At 76.0% G+C, this 287-nt stretch carries 1 protein-coding gene; it reads right to left on the bottom strand.

Annotated features, from left to right (window positions below; translation table 11 throughout):
• Positions 1–287, bottom strand: a 287-nt coding sequence (locus PROKR_RS21515) for a helix-turn-helix transcriptional regulator (protein WP_036967188.1), incomplete at both ends; no start/stop codon positions are given.

Here is a 287-nt window from a genome sequence, read left to right as displayed (position 1 = left end):
GCGAGCGGCGAGCGGCCGTGGTCGGTCGTGAACGCCCGGCTGAACGCCGCCACCGAGCCGTAGCCCACCTCGAACGCGACGCGGGTGACCGGCAGGCACCGGTCGATGAGCAGCGTGCGGGCCCGGTGCATCCGCACCTCGCGCAGCATCCGCATCGGGCTGTGCCCGGTGGCGCGGCGAAACCGCTCGGTCAGCGCGGAGCGGGACAGGTGCACGAGCGCCGCCATCCGGTCGAGCGTCCACGGTTCGCCGGGGCTGGCCGCGAGCGCCGCGACGACGTCGGCCAC

The sequence above is a fragment of the Promicromonospora kroppenstedtii DSM 19349 genome (genome assembly GCF_000515355.1).
GTDB lineage: Bacteria > Actinomycetota > Actinomycetes > Actinomycetales > Cellulomonadaceae > Promicromonospora > Promicromonospora kroppenstedtii.
The sequence above is the reverse complement of the archived record's forward strand: the minus strand, read 5'-3'. Positions and strand labels throughout refer to the sequence as shown.